The sequence below is a fragment of the Mesorhizobium sp. L103C131B0 genome (assembly GCF_000502275.1).
Classification (GTDB): Bacteria; Pseudomonadota; Alphaproteobacteria; order Rhizobiales; family Rhizobiaceae; genus Mesorhizobium.
Genome location: NZ_AYXC01000004.1, coordinates 1 through 19232, shown reverse-complemented (window position 1 = coordinate 19232; position 19232 = coordinate 1). Strand labels below are relative to the sequence as shown.

The window sequence follows — 19232 nt, the reverse complement described above, 5'->3', positions numbered from 1 at the left end:
GCCACCTCCATGTCGGACATCGAAGCCATCGTGCGCGGCAGGCACGGCAACCCCTTTGCCGTCCTTGGCATGCACGCGAAGGGCGCAGGACCGGTGCGTGTGAACGCGTTTATCCCTCCAGCGGCCGAGGTAACGGTGATCGACGAAACCGGGGCCGCGGTGGCTGCCCTGGAACGGGTGCATCCGGAGGGGTTCTTTTCCGGTGTCGTGCCGAACCGAACCGACCCATTCTCCTACAGGCTGAGGCTGTCGGCTGGAGCTCAATCTTGGGAGATAGACGATCCTTACAGTTTCCCGCCGGTACTGGGCGAGCTTGATGACTATCTGGTTGCCGAAGGGCGGCATCTCGAACTCTATCACAAGCTTGGAGCTCAGCCGATCCAACATGAGGGTGTCGAGGGCGTCGTTTTCTGTGTTTGGGCGCCTAACGCCAGGCGGGTCAGCGTGGTAGGCGATTTCAACGCCTGGGACGGGCGCCGGCACCCGATGCGCAAGCGCATCGGCGCCGGTCTATGGGAGCTTTTCCTGCCCGGTCTAAAGTGCGGCGAACTATACAAATACGAGATCGTGGGTGTTCATGGCGAGGTGCTCCCGCTCAAGGCGGACCCGCTGTCATTTGCCCAGCAGGCACCCCCGGAAACCGCCTCGATCGTGCGTGGACCGGTCCGCCACCAATGGAACGACCAAGACTGGCTGTCCGTGCGATCGGCCAGACAGTCGCGCGCCGCTCCGATATCTATCTACGAGGTACATCTGGGGAGCTGGCGTCGGGGCTTGGGCGGAGAAATCCTGGACTATGACGCCCTTGCGCAATCCCTGGTCACTTACGTGCTCGACATGGGCTTCACTCATGTCGAACTGATGCCGGTGACTGAACACCCCTTCTCCGGCTCATGGGGCTACCAGCCTATCGGCCTGTTTGCTCCCACCCGCCGCTTCGGCCCGCCAGAAGGGTTCGCGTCGCTGGTCGACCGCCTTCATGGCGCCGGCATCGGGGTGATCATCGACTGGGTCCCGGCGCATTTTCCATCTGACGCCCACGGTCTGGTCCGCTTCGACGGAACCGCGCTTTACGAGCACGAGGATCCCCGCCTCGGATTCCACCATGACTGGAACACGCTGATCTACAATTTTGGACGGCTTGAGGTGGCGAACTTCCTCAAGGCAAGCGCCCTGTACTGGATCGAGCATCTTCATGTCGACGCCCTGCGCGTTGATGCGGTGGCCTCGATGCTTTACCTCGACTACAGCCGAAAGCCTGGCGAGTGGCTGCCCAATCGCTACGGGGGCAACGAGAACCTCGATGCCGTCGCGTTCCTGCGTGAGGTCAACGCCCTGATCGGCGAAGGTCAAAACGGTGCCGTCACCATCGCTGAAGAATCGACGGCCTGGCCGCATGTCAGCGCGCCGACGGAGCAGGGCGGCCTGGGCTTCGCCTACAAATGGAACATGGGCTGGATGCACGACACGCTGGCCTATATGAGCCTCGACCCAGTCTACCGAAAATATCACCACCATAAGATGACCTTCGGGCTGGTATACGCCTGGTCCGAAAACTTCGTGCTGCCGCTGTCGCACGACGAGGTGGTCCACGGAAAGGGTTCACTGCTCGGCAAGATGCCCGGCGACCGTTGGCAGAAGTTCGCCAATTTGCGCGCCTATTTCGGCTTCATGTGGGGACACCCAGGCAAGAAACTGCTCTTCATGGGTGGCGAGTTTGGCCAGGAACGCGAGTGGAACCACGATCGGTCGTTGGACTGGCACCTGCTCGATGATCCGTTGCAAGCGGGTCTGCAACGACTGGTGCGCGATCTGAACGGCGTCTACCGTTCGCTTGCCGCGCTGCATGAACGCGACACCGATCCCGCCGGCTTTGAATGGATAGAGGCCGACGACACCGAGAACAGCGTTTATTCCTTCATCCGCAAAGCCGCGAACGAAGTGGTTCTGGTGGTTTCCAACATGACGCCGGTGGTGCGCCAAGGCTACACGGTGGGTGTTCCGATGGGCGGGCGCTGGCGCGAGATAATCAACAGCGATGCGGGAACCTATGGCGGCTCGGGCGTTGTGACAGGGGTTGCCGATGCCTCGCCAGGAAGCTGGCACAACCAGCCGTTCTCATTGTCGTTGACCCTGCCGCCCCTTGCAACAGTCTATCTAGAGCCAGAACCCAGGAACCATGAAAACTGACTCGCGTGTTTTGTCTGGCATGCCCTACCCACTTGGCGCCCATTGGGATGGTTCGGGCGTTAACTTTGCCCTGTTTTCGGCCAATGCCACCCGGGTCGAACTCTGCCTGTTCGACCGCAGCGGCCGGCGCGAACTAGAGCGCATCGCCTTGCCTGAATACACGGACGAGGTCTGGCACGGATACTTTCCCGACGTGCGGCCAGGACAGTTCTATGGCTACAGGGTTCATGGACCCTATGAACCGCAAGCAGGTCACCGCTTCAACCCCAACAAGCTGCTGCTCGACCCATACGCCTTGCAACTGAACGGCGACATGCGTTGGCACGACTCGGCCTTCGGATACCGAGTGGGCAGCAACCGCGAGGACCTGTCCTTTGACCGCCGGGACTCCGCCTTCGTGATGCCCAAATGCGTCGTGGTCGATCCGGCGGTGACCTGGGGAGCTGACCGGCAGCCTTGCACGGGGTGGGCGCAAACCGTGATTTACGAGGCCCATGTAAAAGGCATGACGGCATTGGATGAGCGCCTTCCGCCGCAGCTGCGGGGCACGTTCGCAGGTCTGGCCGATCCGCGTGTGGTCGATCATCTCGTCAAACTGGGTATCACCGCAGTCGAACTGATGCCGATCCAGTCCTTCTTCGACGACCGCCATCTGATCCAGCGTGGACTGACCAACTACTGGGGGTACAACACGATCGGCTTTTTCGCTCCTGCGGCCCGCTACATTTCGCCCGGCAGCGGCATTCACGAATTCAAGCTGCTGGTCCGCCGCCTGCACGAGGCCGGCATCGAGGTCATAATGGATGTCGTTTATAATCACACGGCCGAGGGTAACCACATGGGGCCGACGCTGTCCTTCCGCGGCATCGACAACGCCAGCTACTATGTGCTTGGGGATGATCCTCGCTACTACTTCGATACGACCGGATGCGGCAACAACGTCAACTTGCGCCATCCGCGCGTTTTGCAGATGGTCATGGATTCGCTGCGCTACTGGGCAGACGACTGTCATGTCGACGGCTTCCGGTTTGATCTGGCAAGCACGCTCGGGCGTGACCGCTCCACGTTCGACCATCATGCGGTCTTCTTCGAAGCGGTCCGCCAAGATCCTGTGCTGCAGAGAGTGAAGCTGATTGCGGAACCGTGGGACACAGGCCCCGACGGGTACCAAGTCGGCAATTTCCCGCCCGGTTGGGCGGAGTGGAACGACAGCTATCGCGACACGAACCGAGCCTATTGGAAGGGGGACGAAGGCCGCTTGCCTGATCTGGCAAGCAAACTGCTGGGCTCCTCGGATCGCTTTGACAAACGTGGAAGACGGCCATGGGCAACGGTCAACTTCGTCACCGCACACGACGGCTTCACGCTCGCCGATGTCGTCGGTTTCAATGACAAACACAATGAAGCCAATGGCGAGGAAAATCGCGACGGCCATTCCAACAATCTGAGCTGGAACTGCGGCGTCGAAGGTCCGACCGAGGATGCGGGGGTGCTCGACTTGCGCGACCGGATGCGCCGCAGCCTGGCGGCCACCCTGCTTGTGTCACAAGGCACGCCAATGATCCTGATGGGCGACGAAATCGGGCGCAGCCAGTCCGGCAACAACAATTCCTATTGCCAGGACAACGACATGAACTGGTTCCGGTGGAGTGGGATTGCCGATCGCGACGGTGCTTTCAAGGAGTACATGGCTGCACTTATTCGGATCCGGCGTTCCAGACCATTGTTACGTCAGCCATATTACCTGCATGCCGACGCCGCTCGTGCCACCGATCTGCTCCACGTCAAATGGCTGCGTCCTGACGGGGAGGAAATGACGACGGCCGACTGGCAACAGCCTGACACGCGCTGCGTGGGAATGCTCCTGCGCGGCAGCAAGGAGCAAATGATGGTCTTGTTGAACGCTCATCATCAGGACGTACAGTTCCGTCTCGCCGAAAGTCTGGCGGCAAACTGGACGGTCTTGATCGACACCGGGCTGGGGATTGCAAGCGAGCGGGGTGTCGAGTCTGCGCAACAGGACACCTATCTGTTGGGCGCCCGCAGCCTTGGCTTGTTGGAGAGCCGCTCATGAGCATTCCCCGGTCATCGCTGGACACAAGGGAAGCGCGCGCTTTTCCAAAGGCCTGGGGCTCGGAGTTTGTACGTGCCGGCGAGGTGAGATTTCGCGTGTGGGCGCCCGGGGCCGAGACGCTCATGCTCAGGCTGGACGATGTCGAAACCCCCATGTCACGGGATGCAGAAGGCTGGTTCGAACTCCTGGCGACCGGAGTGCCGGTTGGCGCGGCTTATTGCTTTGTTCTGCCGGATGGGCGCCGTGTTCCCGATCCGGCCTCTCGCGCCCAGGCCGGCGACGTCCACGGCCCATCCCTGGTCGTTGACCCGACGAGCTACAGCTGGAGCGATGCCGACTGGGCGGGGCGGGCTTGGGAAAGCGCCGTCATATACGAACTGCATGTCGGCACCTTCACCCCGCAGGGGACCTTTGCCGCGGCGGCAGCACGCCTACAACACCTGGCTGACCTTGGCATCACGGCCATCGAAATCATGCCGGTTGCGCATTTCGCCGGTCAGCGGGGGTGGGGGTATGACGGGGTGCTTATCTACGCGCCGCACCCGGCCTATGGATCTCCCGATGCCATGAAGGCCTTCATCGACGCAGCTCATGGCCACGGACTGATGGTGTTCCTGGACGTGGTCTACAATCACTTCGGACCGGAGGGCAATTATCTGCCCCTGTTGGCCCCGGACTTCTTCGATCCATCGCGCCACACTCCATGGGGAGCTGCCATTGCCTATGAGAGGGAGCAGGTAAGGCAGTTCTTCACCGAGAATGCGCTCTACTGGCTTGAAGAATTCCATCTTGATGGTCTTCGCTTCGATGCCATCGACCAGATCAAGGATCCGAACTCAGCCAAAGAGATCCTGGTCGAGATCGCTCAACGGATCCGGGAGGAATTCCCGCAACGCCAAATCCACCTGAGCACCGAAGACAACAGGAACGTCGTTTATCTGCATGAGCGCGACGAGCGTGGCAGGGTCTTGAAATTCACCGGCGAGTGGAACGACGACTTCCACAACGCCGCCCATGTCGTAGCGACTGGCGAAACCGACGGCTACTACGAGGACTTCGCGGATCAGCCGGTGCGGCACCTAGGTCGGGTGCTTGCCGAAGGTTTTGCCTACCAAGGTGAGCCGTCAAAGCACACCGGCGGCGGTCCGCGTGGCGTGCCAAGCGGCCAACAGCCGACGACAGCCTTTATCGATTTCCTGCAAAACCATGACCAGGTCGGCAACCGGGCAAAAGGAGAACGGCTTTCGGTGCTGAGCGGCGAGGGGATGCGCAAAGTGCTTGGCGCGATGCTTCTGCTGTCACCACACATCCCGCTTATGTTCATGGGCGAGGAGTGGGGTGAGACCAACCCTTTCCTTTTCTTCACGGACTACAAGGGCGCGCTGGCCGACGCTGTGCGTGAAGGGCGACGCCGCGAGTTCGCTAGATTTGCAGCCTTCAGGGGCGGCGGCGCCGAGCAGATTCCTGATCCCAACGACGCCTCTACATTCGAATGCTCCAGGCTCGACTGGGATAAGGTGCACGGGTCAGGGGCGGGGTCGCTGGAATTTACACGCCGGCTTCTGTCGCTGCGCCGCAGCGCGATCGTGCCGCTGCTGACCGGGACTGGCGGCGCAGGAGAGGTCCTCGCCACACCCGATGGTGCGATCGCGGTCGATTGGTCATTCGGAGATGAAACCCTGTCGCTTCGCGCCAATTTTTCGGCGCAAGAGCGTGCGTTGCCGGGCGCGGGACACGTTGTTATTTTCGCCCAGCCCAGCGATGCCGCCGAATTGCTCACGCAAGGCTCGCTGCTTCCTCTGTCGATCGTTGTCGCGCGGACTTCGCGTGGGGAAGACGCCAGCTCATGATGCTCGCTGGCCTGGATGAACTGGCTCGACGCTACGGAGTCGATCCTTATGATAAGCAAAGAGCCGAAACGTCCGGATCGATATCCAAAATCCTGGCGGCACTGGGCGTTGACGCAAGCTCACAGGAGGCGATTGCCGCCTCGTTAAGCCGATCCCAGGATCGCGAACCGCCCGTGCTGCGCCCAGCCGATGACGCGGAGTGCTATTTGCCCTCTTGGTTGGAGCAGGGTCGCGCGTGGGGAATATCCGTCCAGCTGTACGAACTTCGCTCGCGCCGCAACTGGGGCATAGGCGACTTCGCCGACCTCGCGCTTATGTGCCAGATCGCGGCAGCTGCGGGTGCCGACTTTGTCGGCACCAATCCGCTACACGCCCTGTTTGTTTCAGACCCCGCGCGGTGCAGTCCGTTCTCACCTTCCAACCGGCTGTTCCTCAATCCCCTCTACATAGCGGTCGACCAGGTGCCGGGATATGCGTCTCAAGACAAGGATGAAGCGGCGACGGCTTCTCTTCGGGAACTGCCTGCGGTCGACTACGTTGGCGTTGCAGAGCTGAAGATCAGGGTCCTGCGTGACCTATGGCGGCGATGGAAAGCCACGCAACCTGGGCTCCCGCCTTTTTCGCAGCAGGATTTTGTGGAATTTCGCGATCGTCATGGCGCGTCGCTGCAATGCCACGCGGTTTTCGAAGCGCTTAGCCTCAGCATGGTCGCTGCCAACCGCGGCAGTGGGTGGACCGGGTGGCCGCGCGAATTCCATCGCCCTGACAGTGCTTCGGTGCGTCGCTTTGCTCGTGAGAACCGCGACGAAGTCTCCTTCCATACCTGGCTGCAGTGGATCGCCGACGCACAGCTCACGCAATGCGCCTCAATTGCCCGCCAAGCTGGCATGAGGATCGGTATCTACCTCGACTTCGCGGTGGGCGAGGTTGGTGACGGATCCGGCAATTGGACCGACCGGGAGCTTTCGGTTGCGGGGATGAGCATCGGTGCGCCACCCGATATGTTCAGCGCCACCGGCCAGGACTGGGGGCTTGCGCCGGTGTCGCCGATCACCATGGAGCGCTCCGCATGCGACGCCTTCAGGCGGACCAACCAGGCTCTGATGCGAAATGCCGGTGCTTTGCGTATAGACCATGCGATGTCGCTCTGGCAGCTTTTCTTCGTGCCTGAGGGCAGCCCTACGGCGGAGGGAGCTTATGTCCGCTACCCGCTGGAGCAGCTTCTGGCGATCCTGGCGGAGCAATCGTTGCTGTTTCGCACGATTGTGATCGGCGAAGATCTCGGGATCGTGCCACCTGGTTTCAGGGAAGTCATGCGCGCGGCGAGGATATTGTCATACCGCATCCTCTACTTCGAAAAAGCGGGTTCCAGCTTTATCGACCCGGGCGACTATCCCAGGCTGGCATTGGCTTGCGTATCCACGCATGACATGCCCACCCTGGGCGGATGGTGGCGCGGCGACGACATCGAGTTGCGGCTGAAGTACGAACTGATAGGACAGCAAGCTGCCGTTGCGCAGCGCGAGGAAAGGGCACGCGAGCGCCGCGAACTGATCACCACCTTCCAAGAAAACGGCTTGCTGCGGCAAAGAGATCTTTCCCCTACGCAGTGTGGTTCTAGCGAACCCTCCGCGTTCCCCCCAATTTTTGCGGTGGCCGCCCACCGCTTCATCGCGGGTACGCCTAGCGTGCTCGCCAGCGCTCGCCTCAGTGATCTTACAGGCGAGAGTCGCCAGACCAATTTGCCCGGCACCGTCGATAGCTATCCGAACTGGCGGATCAAATCGTCCGTGTCGCTGGAAGATCTTGCCTCGACGGAACTCTTCCGCTCCATCACCGACGCCATGGCCGCCGAAAGACCGAGACCAGCATGAAGACGCCTTACGCAACTTACCGTCTGCAGTTTCGAAACGGCATGGACTTCGACCGAGCGGTCGAACTGGTGCCGTATCTGCAGCGGCTCGGGATCAGTCACCTTTATGCCTCGCCTGTATTCACGGCAGCACCGAATTCGACTCACGGCTACGATGTGACCGATCACAATGAGATCGAGCCGGCCCTCGGGGGAAGATCGGGTTTGGAACGCCTTATTGCCGCGTTGAAAGGAGCGGGAATGGGGCTTTTGCTGGACATCGTGCCCAACCACATGGCGGCTTCACTTGAAAATGCCTGGTGGAGAGATGTGGTCGAGTGGGGGAGGCAGAGCCCGTACCACCGTCATTTCGACATAGACTGGCGGGAGCGGCTGACGCTGCCTGTCCTGGGCCGACCTTATGAGGATGTGCTGACAGCGGGCGAGCTGTCCCTTCAACTCGACCGCCGGCACGGCGGACTGTCGCTTGCCTATTTCGACAACCTGTTGCCGCTTACGCCATCGAGCTATGGGATGGTGCTGTCAGGTCTGAAGGGTGAACTTGCAACGCAAATAATGGCAAGTGCCGGCAAGGCATCGGCCGAGCAGAGTGCAGCCTTCCACAAGGAAATTTGCCGATCGTTGGCTGACATGGAACAGGCGGCCGAGCTCGAACAGGAACTGAAAAACCTGTCCAGGGATGTACACGTTCTCGATGCCGCCCATGGCTCGCAGCCGTGGCGGCTCATCTTCTGGAAGGACGCTCGCAAGCACCTCAGCTACAGGCGCTTCTTCGAGGTCACCGGACTGGTCGGCGTCAGGGTGGAAGAGCCGCGCATTTTCGACGATGTTCACCGTCTCACTCTCGAGCTCGTCAAATCGGGCTTGGTGGACGGCCTGCGTATCGACCATATCGATGGGCTTGCCGACCCCGCGGCCTATCTAGAGCGGCTCCGGCTCGAGGGAGGGCCGGACATGCTTCTTGTGGTCGAGAAAATTCTTGCCAGGAACGAAAACCTGCCGGCCAACTGGCCAGTTGCCGGCACCACGGGCTACGAGTTCATCGCCAGCATGGCCGACATTTCGGTCGATCGCAAAGGTTTGGCAGGACTCGACGAGGTCTACGCCTTGCATTCGGCGAGGCAGAATTTTCCAGAAGAGATACGGGCCGCGAAACGGCTGATGGTCTCCGACAATTTCCAGACGGAACTGACGGCGCTCGTAGGCGTAGCGCAGAGCGCGGCCGGTGTCATGGCGGCCGCTCCTGGCGCAGAAGCGATCCGGGCGGCGCTCATCGAACTGGTCGCAGCCTTTCCGGTCTACCGCACGTACGGCACCGATGACGGGTTGCCTGAGCGTGATCGCGAACTCTTGGCGCGGGTGATGGCCGACGCGCGGCGCTCGAGCAGTCAAGATCTCGCCGAGCCCCTGGCGTTCATCCAGCGTCTGCTCGAGGGAGCGGTGCCCGTGCCTGGCTTGGCGGCGGCCGCCAGCTTCAGGAGACGCTTCCAACAACTAACAGGGCCGGTGACTGCAAAGGCGGTTGAAGACACTGTTTTCTATCGCTGTAACAGACTGATTGCGGTAAATGAGGTCGGGTGCGACCCGGCAAACGTCGCCGGTTCGCTCGAGGAGACGCACAGGCGGCTCTCAATGCCGGAGCAATTTCCGCCAGGCGGATTGCTTGCCACAGCAACCCACGACACCAAGCGCGGCGAGGACGCGCGTGCGCGCCTTTATGCGGTGAGCGAAGCGCCGGAGGTCTGGGCGAAGGCCGTTGCGCGGTGGCGGGGCATGCATGCCAGGGAGGTCAAGCACCTGCCGGACGGTCCGGCGCCAGAGCCCGATACGGAGTGGCTGTTGTATCAATCCCTGGCTGGAATTTGGCCAATCGGCGATGAGGCCTTGAGGCCTCGCGAGCTCGGCGAACTCTCGAGACGCTTTGTCGTTTTCGTTGAAAAAGCGCTTCGAGAGGCGAAGTTGCGGACGGACTGGGCAAATGTCAACGAGGCTTACGAGAGTGCAGTCAAACAGTACGCGACCAAGCTGTTGGCCTCCGACAACAGCGGTTTCCTGAGCGACTTTGCCGCGACGCTCCAACCGTTCATCCGGGCCGGCGTTCTTAACAGCCTCGCACAAACGCTGGTCAAAATGACGGCCCCCGGGATTCCCGACTTTTACCAGGGCGCCGAAAGTTGGGACCTGAGCCTGGTGGACCCGGACAATCGCCGTAGCGTGGACTTCCCGGCGCTCGATCGACAGCTGTTTGAAGCTCAGTCGCGGCCGCTTGCGAGCAGCAGCCTTGAGGCGAGCAAACAGGCGCTGGTCAACACGGTGCTGACGTTCCGCGCCCGCCACCAAGAATTGTTTGCCCGCGGCTCTTATGTGCCTGTCGAAGTGACCGGCCAGAGAAACGGGCATCTCTTCGCTTTTGCACGCAATCTCGGTGAGCAGACGGTGATCGTAATCGTGCCTCGGCTGATGTTCGCCGCATGTCAGAATGGTCCATTCGCGGATGCAGCCTTCTGGGGAGACACCGAAATTCGCCGTCCCGCCGGCGCGGCTCGCACCAGAATGACAAATCTGTTCACCGGGTCTGTGTCAACGGGGGCACTTTCCGCCGCTTCGGTCCTGGAACAGTGTCCGGTGGCTATGCTCGTATGAGCCTTCGCTCCCCAGCGTCAACTGCAAGAGTCCTTTTCTTACCTCGTCCTCGAGTCCCCGCCTACGAGAACGTGCGCGAAGCCGGCGTCGTCACGGGCCAGGGGTGCTGAGCGCGGAAAATGGCAACGGCGCAAGCCGTTCGGTCTGGAGGGACTTCCCTCGGGTGCGACGTTTCGATAAGGCGCCATCTGTTCAAATCTGCAGCTGCATCGCAGCTATACGCCCACCTCTGCGACGCTATTTGGATCCCGCAGCAGGAACATTCGGCTTCTGCAGAGGTTCGACGCCTCGAGTTTAGTGTGCAGACTCCGAGTACCGGGTCGCATGCGGCAGTAATCCACTTGAACATCGGCCGCATCGCGCGGACCGCAACCTCAGGCGAACTATGCCCAGTAACGAGCAGAATCGGGAAAGGCGGGAGCTTACAGCCACCGCTGCACGACAGATCGCTGAAAACGAGCGCAAGGAACGCGAGGCCAAGACGGCTAGGCTAAGACAAAAGCGACTGAACTCGAAGTCGGCGGCGGCCAAGCCGACGGCGCAAGAGCCGAGTGGTGAAACTTGAGTGTCTCCTTGGCGCGTTTCGTAGGATTGCTGCGCAGGATCGTTGAACAAAGGAATGCAGCGGCAATGCTGCTACGGCTTGACATTGTGCCCAGGCCGCGCGCCGTGCAGCTGAGAACGGCGTCCTCGAATTACCATGATCCGTCGGCGCGCAGCTCCATTTGGCTGCGGGCCGCGCTGACATCCTTCGCGCCATATCCGAGCCTCGATCGCCTCAACATCGAGGTGGAGGCCTGACAGGCCCATCCAACGCTAGGAAAGGCCCTCTGTCCAATTCGGTCGAGCGAGAGTTGTGACGGGGCAGGGCGGTCGCGAACAAAGGCCGAGCCGGTTTCCGCGGCCCAGCGAACCTTACGTTCGAGAACGTGAGTGAGCGGCAATTCTCGCTGCAGCATCTCGTAGCGGTCGAGACCTCCGTGCAGATGCCGCGCTTGCCTCGCCCGAAGGCGACAACAGCCATCGTGGTCAACACCGGCGCGGATGGCTGATCGACTACACCACGCGAACCATGCTGCCTTTCGGCGTTGCATTGTCACAAGAGCCGCGCGGGGGAAATGTCAAGGACAAGAACTGCGCCGGGCAGCTTGAACGGCGGTCAAGAGCTAAAGGCGCATCGCGACGCCGAGCCGTTCTCGATGTCGATGCTGAGTCATGATGCGTGGAACCCTGCCGGTTGCTGACCGTTCTCCGTCCGATCCTCGTGGTTGACGGCGACGTCATCACCCGATGCGTCATCGCGGGCTATCTCCGCCACTGTGGCTACAGGGTGATTGAGGCCCATTTCGCACGTGAGGCGCAACAAGCGTTGAACTATGNCGGTGTCGACACCGTCTTGTGTGACGTTGACCTGCCGGGCAACATGAACGGGTTCCAACTGTCGAAGTGGGTTCGCGAGAACAAGCCCGAGGTCAAAATAGTGCTTTCCGCCGCAGTAGAACGAACTGCGATCGCGGCGGGCGACCTTTGTCAGGAAGGCCCGCACCTTGCGAAGCCGTATGAGCCGGCCAACGTAGTGGACCATATTAGGCGACTGCAAGGTGTTTGGAGCTTACGATCCAGGAACTCTGGTCACAGCGCGATTGATCTCTGTCCTGACGCCGAGAGGCACGTCTGACATACCAATGGTGATTTAGGCATGCGAACTGGACGCCGTATGGATAGACGTTCACGGGGCATGGGGCGTCTTCGCGCGTGCTTGTTATCCAATCCACTAGCGAACCGATCTGGATCAGGGTTGCCGACGAAAAGCGCGGCCACATGTTCGAATAGAGTTTCAGCCTGTAGTTGGCGATCCAACTCGGCTAGCCGAGTTTTTGAATGGTACCCCATGCCATCGACTTCCATACGCAAGTTCGACTGTGACCCGAACACCAAGGTTCTCTCCGTCTGGTTCTGGCCAGCGGAAAGAACTGCGAGTTCCTCGACGTGCCGCCTGAGCAGTTTGTCATGGCTTTCCCAAAGGCCGCTATTTTACATCCGCAATCATTGTGCATTCCGGCTCGCGCCGGGGAGGGCAGCAGGCTCGTCGCGCGATTGAGGCATTTCGGATCCGAAGCGGCCCGCGCCACACCAGGAAGGAAAGCGCGGGCCCGACCGTTTGCCGTCGGTCGGAAGCGGTAAGGCATCCACCGAGCGCTGCGGTGGACCAACTTTTCCATCTACGCGTTGTTCCCACAGCAAATGAAAATGCCCGCCGACAGGCCAGCGGGCTTGTGTTGCAGGGCGATCGTTGGATACTATTCTCTTTCGCTAAGGGCGAGACTGTTTCGATGGCGGGGATAGATCGCTGGCATCGTAGCCTCCGGTCGGCGATCAGGGCCGGCGAATCGAGGCGCCGCCCTTGTGGTCCTTGTCGCGGCCGACCGTGCGGTCGAGGCTGCGCCTCAGCTTGGCGACGGCTCCGGTCAAGGCCTGCTCGACGTTCTGCCCGCTGTCGCTGACCGCTTCGGCCTGGCGGTTGGCAATTCGAGCCTCGATTGAGCATTGCACGCCGTGAGCCCGGCCCTCTCTTGCGCTCTCGTCGCTGAAGTTCACTTCCAAGGTCGTGATCCGGTCCGCAAAGCGCGCCAGATCGTGCTGAAGCCTGGCATCCAGCCGGTCGGTCAACTCCGCCGTGCCCGTAATCGTGTTGTCCGAGTTGACTTGAACCAGCATCGCTGACCTCCGCCTCTGTTTGCTGGTCCAAATTGCCGAAGGCGCGAATTGTTCCGGCGGCATGATGCGCTCGCTGATGGATGCAGGCGAAACTATCGACCAGGTGCAATTGCCCGTGATGGTGAAACCACCCTCCGCGGGTATCAAGTGATTAGTCCGCAAGGCCAGATCCGACGCCGGTAGCCGCTCAATTTTAGCGGAACCTAATGTGGCGTTCAAAGTTAGGGCGGCCGTTGCTGAGGATTCCGCCGTGAAAAATGAAATTGCCGAGGTTGCAAGATGGGCGGAGGCAAACCTAGTGGACTCCCCTCTGCTTGCCAACGACATCGCCGAACCGCGCCGGCGCCAGGTGGCTCCAGACAATGATAACACGTTGGAGCCTAGATGCTTCTGGCCGATCGTTGAGATGCCNCGCCGGCGCCAGGTGGCTCCAGACAATGATAACACGTTGGAGCCTAGATGCTTCTGGCCGATCGTTGAGATGCCAGAAACGGAGAACATGATTGCACGTTTTCACCTTGGTGATCCGGCCATGATCATCATTTCGATTTATCTATCGTTTTGTCTCGTCGGGCAGGCTCTGCTGGTCCTGCTGCTGCTTTTCCAAGACCCCTAACAGCCGCAGAACGCCTAGAGGAACATTTCAGCGAAATTGAAGGTTCGACTGCCTATGGACAGCCGAAGCCCACTCTCAGCAGATCAATCCAACGCAGCACGAGCCTTACTGAACTGGTCGCGTGTGCGACTTGCCGCAAAGGCCAATCTTAGCGAGATTGTGATCAGCGCATTCAGGAAATCACGTCCCCACAACCTCGCGGCCATCCGCAAGGCGTTTGAAGACGCCGGAATCGTTTTCACCGTCGAAGGCACTCCAGCGCTAGCGCCCTCAGAACGTGATAGCGGCCTCGCCACCGACAACAGACAATGGCGCCGCCGGCAGACAAACGCACAACGGAAAATCCCGTGAACCCTCTGCAACGCCGCTTCTGGCCAGACCAGTTTGCGTCAAACGCGGCTTTGCAAGTGAAAGCGGTTGGAAGCTATCCACGTTTGCAAATGCCACTCATCCTGGGGCACCCAGTAACCAAGGCTGACTGTGAACGGCAACCGTGCCGGCGGTCGCGGCCTGCTGTCCCGCCGCCGGGAAGCACCTCGGGACCATACGGCCGATCGCCCTCCCACCTTCGCTTTTCTGTGTGAAAATGGTGACGGCGGATTGCCGACTGCTTCGGCGCGCTCATAGTCGCGTCATGAATGCGCGGTACGTTGAACTCGTCTTGTTTGAGCAATCGCTCTCCACTGTAGACGGCATAACCCGCCCGTTTTGGGATCGGGTGCAAGACGCGGCCGAAAAGACCGCCGGCTCGGTGCTGTTCGACGTCCGTGTCGATGGCGACCAGCAATTTCAAAGAATAGCGGCGATCGGATACGGTGCCGGAGTTACAGTTGCGATCGTCATGGGCAGAGACGGACATCTCGTTTCCGCGACCTTGGATGGATGTGACGACTTGATTACCGAAATAGCCGCCTGGTGCTCACTGAGCATGGTCGAACAGTCGTCTATCAGCTACAGCGGGGCCGCGGCCAGGCTTCTGGCGAAACTGCGAAAGTCCGGCACCCTCGATTGAAGCGGCCGGGTCGGCGGGGGCAAGTAGTTGCTCGCCAGCTCGACGATACACTGGCCACAGCTTCATCGGATAGGTAGTCCCCCAATCAGCACCACCTCGACGAGGTCGCCACCCCCGACAGGAAGGCGGCTGGCCGGTATTTGCGCTTGACATGTAACCGGTAGTCATCGCGAGTTCGGTTATTGTCAGCAGCCGCCCTGCTCGATTAACTTTGAGACAGACCCTGAGCGATGATGCGCGCCAGACGTTCTGAGAAGATTTTGGCATTCACTGGCTTGTCGCCGTCGAGCACGCGCGCTTCGTCATAGAGGAGGTGCGCCACATCCTCCTTGAACGCCTGCTTCTCTTTGCCGAGTTTCGCCAAGGCTGCGATCCGCTCGTGTCGCGGATTGATTTCCAGGACAGGCTTGGCGGCCTTGTCAAGACGGCCGGCTGCATTGAGCAGCCGTTCAAACTGGCGATCGGGGCCCTGTTCGGGTGCCACCAGGCAGACAGCGCTTTCGGTCAGGCGGTCGGAGGCTTTCACGTCGGAGACAGCATCGCCGAGCGCCGTTTTCACGAAGGCAAGGAACGTCGCGATTTCCGATGAAATTTCGACGTCTGGCTTGGCGGCATTATCGAGCAAAGGAATATCGGAAAGTTCGGCCGCGCCCTGAGTCACGGACTTGAACGGCTTGCCGTCGAACTCCGGCGCCATCGTCACCCAGAAACTGTCGACCGGATCGGTGAGCAGCAGTGCTTCGATGCCGCGCGCCTTGAAGCCTTCGAGTTGCGGCGAGGCTTCGAGCCGGGCGCGGTCGTCGCCGGCCATGAAGAAGATCGCCTTCTGGCCCTCTTTCATTGCTGCGACATAATCGGCAAGGCCGCGCCAGCCTTCGCCCGACGTGGTCGAGTGGAAGCGGGCGAGCTTCAGCAATTGCTCGCGCCGCTCATGGTCATCGTAGAGGCCTTCCTTGAGGACGACGCCGAAATTCTCCCATATCTTGACATAGGCCTCGGCTTCGTTCTCCGCCAGCTTGGCGAGGTCGGCCAGAACCCGGTTGGTCAGGCCCTTGCGCATGGAGGCCAGCAGCCGGCTTTCCTGGATCATCTCGCGCGAAACGTTGAGCGGCAGATCGGCGGAATCGACCAGCCCACGCACGAAACGCAGATAACGCGGCAGAAGGTCGGCATCGTCAGTGATGAAGACGCGGCGCACATAGAGCTTCATGCGGCCCTTGCGATCCTGGTCGAACAGATCGAACGGGCGCGAGCCGGGCACGAAGGCCAGCACCGAATATTCCTGCCGGCCTTCGGCACGGAAATGGATGGTGGCAGCGGGATCATCATACTGGCCTGACATGCCACGGTAGAAGTCGGTGTATTCCTCCGGCTTAATTTCGCTCTTTGGCCTCACCCAGAGTGCCGTTCCATCAGCGATATCGCGCGGCTCGGCGCCGGGTTTTTCTATGAGGGTAATTGGCACCGGCACATGGCCCGATTGCGACTTGGCCAGTTGCTCGAGCCGATAGGAGCCGGCGTAGGAGACGGCGTCATCCAGCAGATGCAGCACGACGCGGGTGCCCCGCTTGGGCGGGGCTTCCAGCGGGACCGGCGCGATTTCGTAGGAACCCTTGCCGTCGGAGGACCAGCGCCAGGCCTCTTCGCTGCCGGCCAGGCGGCTGATGACATCGACCCGTTCGGCGACCATGAAGGCGGAGTAGAAGCCGACGCCGAACTGGCCGATCAGCTGCGTGTCTTCTGTGCCTTCGCCGGCGCGCTCGATGAAGGCGCGCGTGCCCGAGCGGGCGATCGTGCCGAGCGCCTCGGCCATGTCGCCGCGGCTCATGCCGATGCCGTTGTCCTCGACGGTGATCTGCTTGTTGTCCGCGTCAGCCGAAATCGTAATTCGCGGCTTGGGGTCGTCCCCCAGCAATTCGGGGCGGCTGACGGCTTCGAAGCGCAGCTTCTCGCAAGCGTCGGCGGCGTTGGAAATCAGCTCGCGCAGGAAGACGTCCTTATCGGAATAGACGGAATGCACCATCATGTGCAGCAGCCGGGAGACGTCCGCTTCGAATGTCCTGGTTTCAGTCGCCGTGGTATCAGTCGTCATCTCGAAATTTCCAAATCTCGTTCGTGTTCAAATTGCAGTCAGGTTCCCGACGCTGTTGCACGTCACTTGTCCGCAGACGCGCTCAACTGCCCGGCTTCCTCGAGAACAATATAGCCAAGGGCTGGAGAGCCTTCCAGATCCGCCCGCTCGTAAGGCACGGCCCGCCGATGCAGTACCCGTGTAGCTGAGATCGTGTTCGGCACCAGGACATCATTGCGGCCTGCAAAAGCGACGAGGGTCATGCGCGCGGCCTCTGGCCGCAGCAGGGCATCGCAGGCCTGGCCCCAGCACCGCCTTCCATGTTTGACCATCGTTCTAACGAAGCCGGCCTTCGGACTGTCGGGCCTTGCGCAAGGCCATGACGGGCGACAGCACGACCTCTTTTTCTGCCGCCTTCGACCTTCACCTCAGCGGCTAGGATCTGCGGGACATGGATATCGAAGACCGACGCAAAATCCCGGAAGGCCTCATCTTTCCTGATGACCGCATCCGGTTCAGCCAGTCCCTGCCGGGAGATGCCAAGGCCATCTTCCACTGATCGACCAAGCCGGAATCGAGGGCATGGTACGATCGTCGAATCGCCAGAATCTCCCCGAACGGGAAGGCGGGCACCATTTCGGTAAGTGAGTACCCAAGCGGTCTTCGACGTGATCCTTATTGTGATGCGTCGCAAATGGTGCGGCGGTTCGAGTGCCCAGGCCGGCGATCTCAAGCGGTTGTGCAACGGCTTTCTAACTGGGAACGGCGCGCCCCGCCTAACCTACCCACCATTTGCGCGAAGAGCTCTCGACGAAGCATGGCCCGGGCTTTGTCTCGGCAAATGGGGCCATGTGGCCGGCTGGCGCGCGACGGCGGCGGGCGGCCACCTCCCGTCAATCATGCCAGACCGTCTCGACCAATGGCCTGTTCATGGCGGGGCCGTCGCGCCGGGTTCGGACATTTCGGTGCTACTGCTCGGGTACCGCGGAGGTTTGTGGATGGTTGCGTGCCGCCTCGGCGATTTCCGGAATGAACTTCGTCGCGGTGCAGCTTCGGTTTACATTGGCGCGGGCGGCAAATNCGTGCCGCCTCGGCGATTTCCGGAATGAACTTCGTCGCGGTGCAGCTTCGGTTTACATTGGCGCGGGCGGCAAATACCTCTTGCCGGCAGACTTGCGAAGCGAGCGCGATCGGCACATGAACCGCCAGTGGTACCTCGGTCTCAGCCACCCCCAGGTGCCTTGCAACCTGTTGCTTCACCTCCGGCCGGCCGAGCGAGACGTCAACGCCGACATCATCCTTGGCGGTCGGCGACGATCCTTGCGCCGGCAGACGATCGTGCTTGCCTGTTTGCGATGAGTCGCCNACATCATCCTTGGCGGTCGGCGACGATCCTTGCGCCGGCAGACGATCGTGCTTGCCTGTTTGCGATGAGTCGCTGGATTGTTGAGCCGGCTGACTGGTCTGCGCAGAGGCCTGAGCGCCCAAAATCAGCGAGGCCCCCAGTCCCAAAAAAAGCCCGAGCCCCAAAGACACAATCCGAAGTCCGAATGTGCTCATTGTCATGTTCCTCACCGTGGGTTCAAACTTGGCGCCGCTCAGAGATCGGTGCTGCTTCGGCCTCTTTCAAAGACAGGAATGTCTTCCTCGTCCTCATCATTGTCACCGGTCGGTATGTCCTCGGCGTAACTGCGGGTCAGTTCCTCGGTTTCGCTTAAGCCGTCGATCGTCTCATTGGCGCCGGCTCCTTCGTCGTGACGACCGGTAATATCGCTTCGGGGCCTTGCGCCGATCGGCTGGTCGACATCGTCGGCTCCCACGAAACCTGGCTCTGCGCCGTGCCTGTCTTCGTGGCCCACGGGGCTCTCCAACACGGCGGCATCCTCCGGGCGAATGGATTCATCATTGGCGAAGTCACTTTCTCTCGAATGCGAGGTTTCGTTTCGCTTTGGCATGTCAGGTCTCCTTTTCGTTTGCCAACTCCGGCTCCACCGTCGTCAGAACCAGGGTCGCAGCAATTATCGCCAGCATGGACGTCGATCCTCAGCCGCGCAGGGTTGGCCGCGCGGAACCTAACAGCGGCTTCCGTGGAATGTTCCTGGCTGTCGGTTCGGTGGAGGGAACAATCAAGTTCCAGCACGGTTCGATGCTGGCGACGGACGGCTCAAGCGGAGAAGGTCATGAA

Annotated in this window: 11 protein-coding genes; 7 read left to right on the top strand and 4 right to left on the bottom strand. The window is 60.8% G+C overall.

Annotated elements, in window-relative coordinates; all coding sequences use genetic code 11:
• Positions 1-9 precede the first annotated feature (9 nt).
• From glgB to X730_RS154905, 6 genes are all read left to right on the top strand, one after another.
• A complete protein-coding gene (glgB, locus tag X730_RS154880; protein WP_155922426.1) occupies positions 10-2190 on the top strand; it encodes a 1,4-alpha-glucan branching protein GlgB in 2181 nt (726 codons plus the stop codon).
• Positions 2180-4264, top strand: a complete 2085-nt coding sequence (gene glgX, locus X730_RS154885; protein WP_023826032.1) for a glycogen debranching protein GlgX — start codon at positions 2180-2182, stop codon at positions 4262-4264. Before glgB ends, glgX begins: the two co-directional genes overlap by 11 nt.
• A complete protein-coding gene (treZ, locus tag X730_RS154890) occupies positions 4261-6114 on the top strand; it encodes a malto-oligosyltrehalose trehalohydrolase (RefSeq protein WP_023826031.1) in 1854 nt (617 codons plus the stop codon). The genes glgX and treZ overlap by 4 nt, the downstream gene beginning before the upstream one ends.
• The gene (malQ, locus tag X730_RS154895) at positions 6111-7988 is read left to right on the top strand and encodes a 4-alpha-glucanotransferase (RefSeq protein WP_023826030.1); all 1878 of its coding nucleotides are present in this window, start codon (positions 6111-6113) and stop codon (positions 7986-7988) included. The genes treZ and malQ overlap by 4 nt, the downstream gene beginning before the upstream one ends.
• Positions 7985-10630, top strand: a complete 2646-nt coding sequence (gene treY, locus X730_RS154900; protein WP_023826029.1) for a malto-oligosyltrehalose synthase — start codon at positions 7985-7987, stop codon at positions 10628-10630. Before malQ ends, treY begins: the two co-directional genes overlap by 4 nt.
• A 1237-nt stretch (positions 10631-11867) precedes the next feature.
• On the top strand, positions 11868-12308 hold the full coding sequence (locus X730_RS154905; protein ID WP_081731541.1) for a response regulator: 441 nt from the start codon (positions 11868-11870) through the stop codon (positions 12306-12308).
• Between the two features lie 698 nt (positions 12309-13006).
• On the opposite strand, the gene X730_RS1000000168125 is transcribed toward X730_RS154905, so the two are convergent.
• The gene (locus X730_RS1000000168125) at positions 13007-13348 is read right to left on the bottom strand and encodes an HPF/RaiA family ribosome-associated protein (protein WP_023826025.1); all 342 of its coding nucleotides are present in this window, start codon (positions 13346-13348) and stop codon (positions 13007-13009) included.
• A 1277-nt stretch (positions 13349-14625) separates the two neighbouring features.
• Here X730_RS1000000168125 and X730_RS154920 point away from each other — a divergent pair.
• Entirely contained in the window at positions 14626-14976 is a 351-nt protein-coding gene (locus X730_RS154920) for a hypothetical protein (protein ID WP_245261332.1), read from the top strand.
• A gap of 205 nt (positions 14977-15181) precedes the next feature.
• Here the strand turns inward: X730_RS154920 and htpG are convergent, their stop codons facing one another.
• From htpG to X730_RS154935, 3 genes are all read right to left on the bottom strand, one after another.
• Complete coding sequence (gene htpG / locus X730_RS154925; protein WP_023826021.1) at positions 15182-17068, bottom strand: molecular chaperone HtpG; 1887 nt, start codon at positions 17066-17068, stop codon at positions 15182-15184.
• Between the two features lie 62 nt (positions 17069-17130).
• A complete protein-coding gene (locus X730_RS1000000167450) occupies positions 17131-17310 on the bottom strand; it encodes a hypothetical protein (protein ID WP_155922424.1) in 180 nt (59 codons plus the stop codon).
• Positions 17311-18645: 1335 nt separating this feature from the next.
• Positions 18646-19002, bottom strand: a complete 357-nt coding sequence (locus X730_RS154935) for a hypothetical protein (RefSeq protein WP_023826018.1) — start codon at positions 19000-19002, stop codon at positions 18646-18648.
• Between the last annotated feature and the right edge of the window lie 230 nt (positions 19003-19232).

Excerpts from the sequence above, each read along its gene's own strand:
- glgB (WP_155922426.1), top strand. The coding sequence starts at position 10 with ATGTCGGACATCGAAGCCATCGTGCGCGGCAGGCACGGCAACCCCTTT.
- glgX (WP_023826032.1), top strand. The coding sequence starts at position 2,180 with ATGAAAACTGACTCGCGTGTTTTGTCTGGCATGCCCTACCCACTTGGC.
- treZ (WP_023826031.1), top strand. The coding sequence starts at position 4,261 with ATGAGCATTCCCCGGTCATCGCTGGACACAAGGGAAGCGCGCGCTTTT.
- malQ (WP_023826030.1), top strand. The coding sequence starts at position 6,111 with ATGATGCTCGCTGGCCTGGATGAACTGGCTCGACGCTACGGAGTCGAT.
- treY (WP_023826029.1), top strand. The coding sequence starts at position 7,985 with ATGAAGACGCCTTACGCAACTTACCGTCTGCAGTTTCGAAACGGCATG.
- X730_RS1000000168125 (WP_023826025.1), bottom strand. The coding sequence starts at position 13,348 with ATGCTGGTTCAAGTCAACTCGGACAACACGATTACGGGCACGGCGGAG.
- htpG (WP_023826021.1), bottom strand. The coding sequence starts at position 17,068 with ATGACGACTGATACCACGGCGACTGAAACCAGGACATTCGAAGCGGAC.
- X730_RS1000000167450 (WP_155922424.1), bottom strand. The coding sequence starts at position 17,310 with ATGACCCTCGTCGCTTTTGCAGGCCGCAATGATGTCCTGGTGCCGAAC.
- X730_RS154935 (WP_023826018.1), bottom strand. The coding sequence starts at position 19,002 with ATGCCAAAGCGAAACGAAACCTCGCATTCGAGAGAAAGTGACTTCGCC.